Here is an 8,252-nt window from a genome sequence, read left to right on the forward strand (position 1 = left end):
GCCGTCAGTCTGTAAGGGCAAGGTTCAAAGGAGCAGACATGAACGAGCAGACGCCTCACCCCGACGCCGGGCACTCCGTGCCCCCGTCGTTCTCGTCCACCCGCGTGGCCGCCCCGGGCGCCTCCGTCCCGGATGGCACCACGGCGCCCACCACCCCGATCCCGCCCACCGGCGCCTACGCGATGCCGGAGCAGGCGCACCCGACTCAGCCCGTGAACCCCGGGCATCCTGGAGCGCACGCCGGCGCCGCATTCGGTGCGGCCGCCACCACGGTTCCGGCTGCAGAGTCCCGGGCCAAGAGCGGCGTCGGCGGCGGCAAGATCGCGGCGATCATCATCGCTGCGGCCCTCGTCGGCGGCCTCGCCGGCGTCGGCGGAGCCGTCGGCTATGGTTCGCTGACCTCGTCGAACTCCTCGTCGACGAAGTCGAGCTCCGGGCCCAGCACCGTCACGGTGAACAACCCCGAGTCCGTGTCGGAGGCCACCGCGATCGCTGCGAAGACCGTGCCCTCGGTGGTCACGATCGAGGTCTCCGGATCCAGCGCCGCGGGATCCGGTTCCGGCATCGTGCTCGACAAGGACGGACACATCCTCACCAACGCGCACGTGGTGACGCTGGACGGCGAGGTCTCCGACCCCACGATCCGGGTGACGACCTCGGATGGCCGCATCCTCGACGCCACGGTCGTCGGCGTCGACCCCACCTACGACATGGCCGTGATCAAGGTGAAGGACGGCTCGAGCCTGACCCCGATGGAGTTCGCCGACTCGTCCAAGCTCAACGTCGGATCGATGACGGTCGCCGTGGGCGCGCCCCTGGGCCTGTCCAACTCGGTGACCACCGGCATCGTCAGCGCGCTCAACCGCAGCATCCAGATCCAGTCGTCCGCCGCTCCCTCGCAGGGCTCCAACGGCGACCAGCAGCAGAGCCCGAACCAGGACGGTTCGCAGCAGCCGTTCCAGTTCGACATCCCCGGACGCGGATCCGGATCCCAGAGCGCCGCGGCGACCATCTCCATCTCCGTGATCCAGACGGACGCGGCGATCAACCCCGGCAACTCCGGTGGCGCGCTGGTCGACAGCGACGGCAAGCTCATCGGCGTGAACGTGGCGATCGCGAGCGCCGGATCCTCGTCCTCGTCGTCGGGCCAGTCCGGCAACATCGGCGTGGGCTTCGCGATCCCCTCGAACATCGCCAAGCGCGTCGCCGGCGAGATCATCGCCGACGGCAAGGCCACCCACGGCCTGCTCGGCGCCACCGTGCAGGACGCGAGTGGTCAGAAGGGCGCCACGGTCGTGGGCGCTGCCATCGCCTCGGTCACGAGCGGCGGCGCGGCGGCGAATGCGGGCGTCCAGGCCGGCGACGTGGTCACCGCTTTCAACGGCAACCCGATCACCGACGCCAGCGACCTCACCGCGCAGGTGCGCTCGGTCGCCGGCGGCAGCTCTGCGACCCTCACCGTCAACCGTGGCGGGAAGTCGCAGGACATCAAGGTCACCCTGGGCACGCTGTCCCAGTGACCCGCGCCTGAACCTTGCCAAGCAGAAGGGCGCCACCTCGCGACGCGGTCGCGGGTGGCGCCCTTCCTCGTCTGGGTCCCGGGGGATCCGTTCGTCGGCTCCGCCGACAGGGCGCTAGGCTCGCGGGGTGGCGTCCTTCTCCTTCCGTGCGGGCAACGCCGGCAAGCTGCTGAGGATCCCGCTCTATCTGCTCGGACGCGTGGGGACCCTGATCGTCCCGCGCGGGCGCGGCTGGGTGATCGGCTGCGGGGCGGGGATCGGAGACGGCGCCCTCGCCCTCTGGCGGGCCGCGGTCGAGGCGGGGCTGCAGCCGCTCTGGCTGACCGGATCCGACCGAGAGCAGCGCGATGCCGCAGCGCTCGGCATCCGCACGATCCCGAAGAACGGACTTCGCGGCTGGTGGGCCACGGCCCGTGCCGACGTGGTCGTCGTCACGCACGGATTCGGCGACGTCAACCGCTACGCGACATCGGGCGCCTATCTCGTCCAGCTCTGGCACGGCATCCCGCTCAAGCGCATCGGGCTCGACTCCCCGGCCACGGTGCAGAGCGCGTTCCTGCCCGGCTTCGTGCCGCTGCAGAAGCTGCTCGGGCTGCTCTACCGCGCGCAGACCCGGCGCATCCGCGTCCTGCCCGCGGCGTCCGAGCGCTCCCGCGGGCGCCTGGAGTCCGCCTTCGGTCTGGGCGTGCAGCAGGTGCTCGTGACCGGCGAACCGCGCGTCGATGTGCTCTCCGCCGGGGATCCGGCCGAACGTCGTGCCGACGCGGTCGCGCGCCGCGACGACGCCGTCGGCCCCATCGCCGAGGGCACGCGCGTGGTGCTGTACGCGCCCACCTGGCGCGACGGAGCGCCAGACCCCGCCGTGCCGAGCGATACGGAATGGACGCGGATCCTCGAGGTCCTCGAGCGCACGGACAGCGTGCTGCTGGTGCGCTCGCATCCTCTGGGCGAAGGGGAGTACCGCCCTCCCACGCCGTCGGAGCGCGTTCGCACGATCGGATCCGCGCTGGTGCCCGACATCACGCCCGTGCTGCCCGCGATCGACGTGCTCGTGACGGACTACTCGTCGATGGCCTACGACGTCGGGCTGCTCGCGATGCCGGTGATCTACCTCGCTCCGGACCCGGTCGCGTACGCCACTTCGCGCGGCTTCTACGGAGAGTACGCCGAGGTCGCCGGCTCCGACCCCGCTGCGGACTGGACCGACGCGGCGGCGCAGCTGCAGGCGACCCTGCTGGAGGATGCGGAGTTCGAGCGCCGTGCCGCCCTCTCCCGCGAGCTCAGCGCGCGCATGCACGCGCATCGTGACGGCGGCAACACCGCCCGTGTGCTCGCCGCGATCCTCGCTCGCACCGGTGCCGCCACGAGCGCGGCGACGCCCGGCACCGCGACGGCGTTCCACGCATCTCCGACCCCCGCTTCGAAGGGAACCGCATGACGACCCCCCGCGTCACCTCTGTCCGCGTCGATGAGGAGCAGCAGGCGCTGCTGATCGCGGGGGAGGGCTCCGCGCCTGCCGAGGTCGAGCTCGCCGGCCGCCGAGCTGTCGCGGCCGCGATCGTCGCCGAGGACGGTCCGGACACGTGGAGCGCCGAACTGCCGCTTCGGGCTTCGCGCTGGGGCGGGGCTGAGCTGCCGCTGCCGAGTGGGGACTACGAGTTGACCGTGGATGGCGTCCCGCTCGACGACCTCGAGATCGGGAGCGTGCTGCTCGCCGGGCTCCGTGTGTCTGCGACGAGCGGCACCGTGAGCATCGCGCCGCCTATCGACCCCGCCTACGAGACCGCGGAGGGCCGCCTCGCGCTCGAGGGCCGTTACGCGGCGCTGCCGGGCGCCGGCGAGAACGCGGTGTTCTTCGAGTCGTTCTACGGGCAGTCCAGCGGCTGCAACCCCGGCGCGATCGACCGCGAGCTCGCGCGACGCGCACCCCGCGTGACTCGCTACTGGAGCGTCGTGGACCTCTCCGTCCCGGTGCCCGAGGGGGCGATCGCCGTCGTCGAAGGTTCGCCGGAGTGGTGGCGGGCGCGTGCGGACGCGCGGCTGCTCGTGGTGAACGACTGGCTGCGCCGTCGCTTCGACCGCAAGCCCGGCCAGCGCGTGCTGCAGACCTGGCACGGCACCCCGCTCAAGCGCCTGGCGCTGCACCGCCCTGGTCTGCATCCGCGGCGCTGGCTCGCGGTCATCCGCGAGTCGCGGCGCTGGGATGTGCTGCTCGCGCAGAACCCCTATGCGGAGCGCGTGCTGCGCAAGGCCTACGCGTTCCTGCGGAAGCCGATCTGGGTCGACGGTTATCCCCGCAACGACGTGCTCCTCACGGGCGACGCCGCACGCGTCCGCACGGCTCTCGGGATCGGCGAGAGCGAGCGAGTGCTGCTGTATGCGCCGACCTGGCGCGACGACCGGTCCGAGATGGTCGACTTCGTGGATCCGAATGCGCTCGCCGCGGCCGCCGACGCCGTGGTGCTCGTGCGCGGGCACTCCCGCACGATCCGCCCGGGGCGCGATCACGCCGGATCCCGCGTGATCGACGTCACCGGCTATCCCGATACCGCGGAGCTGCTGCTCGCTGCGGATGCGCTGGTCACCGACTACTCCTCGGTCATGTTCGATTTCAGCGCGACGGGCAAGCCGATGTACTTCCTGGTGCCGGATTTCGAGCACTACCGGGGCAAGCTGCGCGGCTTCTACTTCGACCTCGCCGCACGCGCGCCCGGGCCGCTCCTGCACACACAGGAGGAGCTGGTCGCGGCGCTCTCCGACATGTCCGCGGTGGCCCAGCATGCACCGAAATACGTCGCCTGGCAGGCGCAGTTCAATGGACGCGATGACGGGTCTGCCTCCGGCCGCGTGGTCGACCGGATTCTGGACCTCGGCTGGCTCGAGGCCTGACGCCGTCTCGGGCGCGGTCGGAGACAGGCGCAGGTACGCCGGTCAGGGCAGCGGGGTGTTCCGCGACCCGAGCCGTGAGGTGTCGACCGTGTCGTGCGCGCCGCGCAGCACCCCCATCAGGAAGCCCAGTCCCCAGGAGAGGTGCATGGTCGGCAGTACCGCGAGGGTCCACAGCCGCTCCCGCGGGCTGCGGGGCGGATCGTGGGGGCGTGCGGGAGTGAGAGCCATTGCGATGACGAGCAGCGCATACGCGACGAGCGGCAGATACACCGCGGACGCGATGACCGAGCCGATGCCCGCGAGCACCCCGGTCGCCTGCAGCACGCCGACGACGACCGCGAGCACCAGGAGCACGAGCATCGCGGGCGGGGCGAAGAAGCGCACGCCGTTGCTGCGGCCGTAGCGCCGCACCAGTTCGCCGCGCCACGCACCCGTGGAGCGGAACTGTCGAGCGAGCCGGATCCAGCTCTCCCGCGGCCAGTAGGTCACCGCGAGCTGCGGATCGAACCACACCGTGTGACCGGCCTGACGGATCCGGAGGTTCAGCTCCCAGTCCTCGCCGCGCCGGATGGACTCGTCGAACAGTCCGACCTCGTCGAGGACGGCGCGGCGCATGACACCCAGGTACGCGGACTCGGCCCTGCCCTCCCTGGTGCCGCCGTGATAGCTGCCGCCGCCGAGACCCACCGGTGAGTTGTAGGCGCGGGCGACGGCGGCCTGGAACGGGGTGCGTCCGTCGGCGCGCATCACGCCGCCGACGTTCGCCGCGCCGGTGCGCTCGAGGGTGTCCAGGGCGCGCGCCGCGTATCCGGAGGAGAGCTCGGAGTGCGCGTCCACGCGGATGATCGTCGGATACCTGCTGGCGCGGATCGCGGCGTTCAGTCCGACCGGGATGTCCGCGGCGGGGTTGTGCACGATCCGGAGCCGTGGTTCGCGCGCGGCCATGCGCTCGGCGAGTTCGGTGGTGCCGTCGGAGGAGGGGCCCAGCGCCAGCACGAGCTCGGTCGGCCCGTCGACGTCCTGAGCGAGCACCGACCCGACGGCGTGCTCGAGGTAGGCGCGTTCATTGAGGACCGGCATCACGAACGACACGCCAGCGCCGGACAGCGGGGCGCCCGCGTCGGAGGAGGAGGGTTCGGGATGGGTCACTCGTCGATCCTTTCATGTCGGACTGCGAGATCAGCGGGAGCAGCGTCCGGGCGCGGCGGATTGCCGGTACGGCTCAGACGACGAATCGCCAGATGTACTCGTGCCCGTCCTCGGGGCGGAACCACGCGAGAGTGACGACGACGTCGTCGACGTCGGTGTCGCACAGGCACACCTCCATCTGCTCGCCGTGCTCGACGTGTCCCCACATGAGGGTGCGCCCCGGAGCGCGCGAGGTGCGGGCGAAGACCCGGGCGAACTGCACCGCCGCACCTCTGTTCGTCACCATCGGGTGTGTGCGGTCCCGACGATCGACGTGCCAGGGCACGGGATACGAAGGCGGGGGAACAGGCGGCTGCGGAGGGTCGGCGGAACGGTTCATGGCGTCACGCTAAGAGCAGGCGCCGACGAAGAATCGTCGTCTCGCCTCGCGATCACCGAGACGGTGCAGACTTCGTCCGAGCACGCGACTGTGCGGATCGATCAGACGTCCCGGTCCGGATCCGTGGGGTGCAGTTCGGACCCCGGTGCCTCGGGGGCCGAGATCGGCGCAGGCTTGCGGTGCAGCGAGTCCACGGCCCTGCGGCCGACGTACCCGATGCCGCGCGCGGCGCTGCCGGCGGCTCCGACCACGGCCGATCCCGCCAGCTGAGCGCCACGGGCGATCCGACGTTCGATGCGCTGGGCACCCGGCACCGGTTCGAGTTCTGCCGGCAGCACCTGCGGCGGAAGGCCGAAAGCGCGATGCGAACTGGCGAGCACCCGGCGGCCGAGCACGTGGTTCCCTGCACCGCCGATCACCGCGCCGACGCCGAACGGCAGTGCCTTGCCGATCAGTGATGCGCCGCCCATGCCGGCGAACTGCTTGATGAGCATGCTCTTCAGCCGGTCAGCGAGCGGCCCCACGGCGGCTCGCGGCAGGGACTTCGTCACCAGCTCGCCCCAATAGGCGGGCCGGCCCACCCCTTTGCCGCCGGCCTGGCCTGCGAGCTGGCGGATCAGATCCACCCCCTCCTTGCCGAGCATGAGGGTCATCACGAGAGCCCTGGCGCGGTCGGGGTTCGTCACCGTGATGCCGTGCACCTCGGCGATCGACTGTGCGAACAGCGCCGTCGTCTCGACGAAGCCCGCCGTCTCGACACCGGACAGCGCAAGGGTCACGCCCGTGCCGATCCCGGGGATCACAGCGGTCGCCCCGACCGCTGCCCCGCCGGTCGTGACAGCCGCGAGGTAGCGTCGCTCCAGCAGCGTGATGATCTGTGCCGGGGTCGCATCCGGGTGGCGCAGGCGGATGCTGCGGATGTGCGCGAGCACGAGCGGCCGCTGCACGGCCAGGACACGGTCGAGGCCGCGGATGTGCGCCGGGTGCTCTGAGGACCCGGCCGGAGGGAGGCCGCCTGCCCACGGCGCGTCATCCGGCAAGGAGTGGATCCGATGGATCGTCTTCTCGTCCCTGCCGCCCTTGCCTTCTTTTCGCCCCATGGTTCAGAGCCTATGTCGACAGCCCTGCGAGAACGCCCGCAACGCAGAGAGCCCGTGCGCGCGACGGTCGCGGCACGGGCTCTCTGGGTAGGAACGTCAGACGAAGAGGTTCGCCCGCTCCAGGTCCTCGGCGAAGTCGACCTCGACGGCGTACAGGTCGGAGATGTCCATCGGCTCCAGCAGCAGGCCGTTCTCGACGATCGCGAGCTCGAGTCCGCGCTCGAAGTAGTCCTGGTCGTCCACGCGCTGCAGCTGGCGCATGAACGCCTGCTTGTCGCGCGAGGAGATGTAGTTGATGCCGACGGCCTCGCCGATGCCGCCCTTGACGGTCTTGGAGAGCTCCTTGATGAAGCCCTCGGTGTCGACCGTGTACTTGACCTCTTCGTCGCTCACCTTGGCGGTGTTGACGGTGACGAAGGACTGGTCGCGCTCGATGTAGGCGATCGCGCGGCCCAGGATGCGCGGGTCGAACACGACGTCGCCGTTCATCCAGAGCACGCCCTTTCGCCCCGTGGCGGCGAGGCCGCGCAGGAGGCTCTTGGAGGTGTTGGTCTGGTCGTAGCGCTCGTTGTGCACGTAGTTCACATCGGGGAAGGCCTCGATGATCGTCTCGGCGCGATATCCCACGATGGTCGTGATGCGCACGTCGTCGCCGAAAGCGGCGTGGATGTTGTCGTGCTGCTGCTGCATGATCGAACGCCCGTCGTTGAGCTCGGTCAGCGGCTTCGGGAGGGAGCGCCCGAGGCGCGAGCCCATCCCGGCAGCGAGAATGATGGTCTGAAGAGTCACAGAAATACTCCTGTTACGTGTGTTCACGGTTATGTCACCGATGGGACACTTCCTCGTGCCGAAGATCATGGTATCGATCTGCCCTGAGTGCTTCATGGGCAGAGGGGGTGCGATGCCATTCCGTTACCGACTGCTCGGTTCATTCCCAGGTTCATCGTGGGCGACATCCTGTGCGTCGGATCCCGTCACTTCGGGTCGTCGGCCCTTTGCGCATCATCGTCGGTTGCTACCGTGAAGGGCATGACCGGAGCTCCCAACGACCCTCGCGCGCCCAAGGATTCCTCTCCTCCTGCAAAGCCTCGCCGCCCCGCGTCCGGCGGCGCCAGAGCGACGACGGCGCAGACGGCGCGGGTGAAGGCCGAAACCCAGGCGGCAGCGGCGCGTTCCGCGGCCGCGAAGCGCACGGCGGCCCGGACGAGTGCCGCG

The 8,252-nt window shown here is 70.5% G+C and carries 8 protein-coding genes; 4 read left to right on the forward strand and 4 right to left on the reverse strand.

The annotated features are described in order from the left end of the window. Window positions 1-38: 38 nt before the first annotated feature. The 3 genes from AC1DMN_RS02620 (at window position 39) to AC1DMN_RS02630 (ending at window position 4,409) form a co-directional block, all read left to right on the forward strand. Window positions 39-1,520 carry a S1C family serine protease gene (locus AC1DMN_RS02620; RefSeq protein ID WP_477229398.1) on the forward strand — a complete coding sequence of 494 codons (1,482 nt, stop codon included), beginning with the start codon at window positions 39-41 and terminating at the stop codon, window positions 1,518-1,520. 127 nt (window positions 1,521-1,647) lie between these two features. After that, the gene (locus AC1DMN_RS02625) at window positions 1,648-2,958 is read left to right on the forward strand and encodes a CDP-glycerol glycerophosphotransferase family protein (RefSeq protein WP_477229397.1); all 1,311 of its coding nucleotides are present in this window, start codon (window positions 1,648-1,650) and stop codon (window positions 2,956-2,958) included. Then, on the forward strand, window positions 2,955-4,409 hold the full coding sequence (locus AC1DMN_RS02630; protein ID WP_477229396.1) for a CDP-glycerol glycerophosphotransferase family protein: 1,455 nt from the start codon (window positions 2,955-2,957) through the stop codon (window positions 4,407-4,409). The genes AC1DMN_RS02625 and AC1DMN_RS02630 overlap by 4 nt, the downstream gene beginning before the upstream one ends. 42 nt (window positions 4,410-4,451) lie before the next feature. Here AC1DMN_RS02630 and AC1DMN_RS02635 read toward each other — a convergent pair whose 3' ends face one another. From AC1DMN_RS02635 to AC1DMN_RS02650, 4 genes are all read right to left on the reverse strand, one after another. Continuing rightward, window positions 4,452-5,558: a glycosyltransferase family 2 protein gene (locus AC1DMN_RS02635; RefSeq protein ID WP_477229395.1), complete on the reverse strand. Its 1,107-nt coding sequence runs from the start codon at window positions 5,556-5,558 to the stop codon at window positions 4,452-4,454. A 73-nt stretch (window positions 5,559-5,631) separates the two neighbouring features. After that, window positions 5,632-5,841 carry a hypothetical protein gene (locus tag AC1DMN_RS02640; RefSeq protein ID WP_477229394.1) on the reverse strand — a complete coding sequence of 70 codons (210 nt, stop codon included), beginning with the start codon at window positions 5,839-5,841 and terminating at the stop codon, window positions 5,632-5,634. Between the two features lie 197 nt (window positions 5,842-6,038). Beyond that, window positions 6,039-7,037, reverse strand: a complete 999-nt coding sequence (locus AC1DMN_RS02645) for a hypothetical protein (RefSeq protein ID WP_477229393.1) — start codon at window positions 7,035-7,037, stop codon at window positions 6,039-6,041. A 96-nt stretch (window positions 7,038-7,133) separates the two neighbouring features. Next, window positions 7,134-7,826 carry a phosphocholine cytidylyltransferase family protein gene (locus tag AC1DMN_RS02650; RefSeq protein ID WP_440734504.1) on the reverse strand — a complete coding sequence of 231 codons (693 nt, stop codon included), beginning with the start codon at window positions 7,824-7,826 and terminating at the stop codon, window positions 7,134-7,136. 240 nt (window positions 7,827-8,066) lie between these two features. On the opposite strand from AC1DMN_RS02650, the gene AC1DMN_RS02655 reads away from it, so the two are divergent. Continuing rightward, the coding region (locus tag AC1DMN_RS02655) for a hypothetical protein (RefSeq protein ID WP_477383877.1) at window positions 8,067-8,252 on the forward strand (186 nt) is incomplete at its 3' end.

Source organism: Microbacterium sp. 01T413_2, assembly GCF_056398985.1.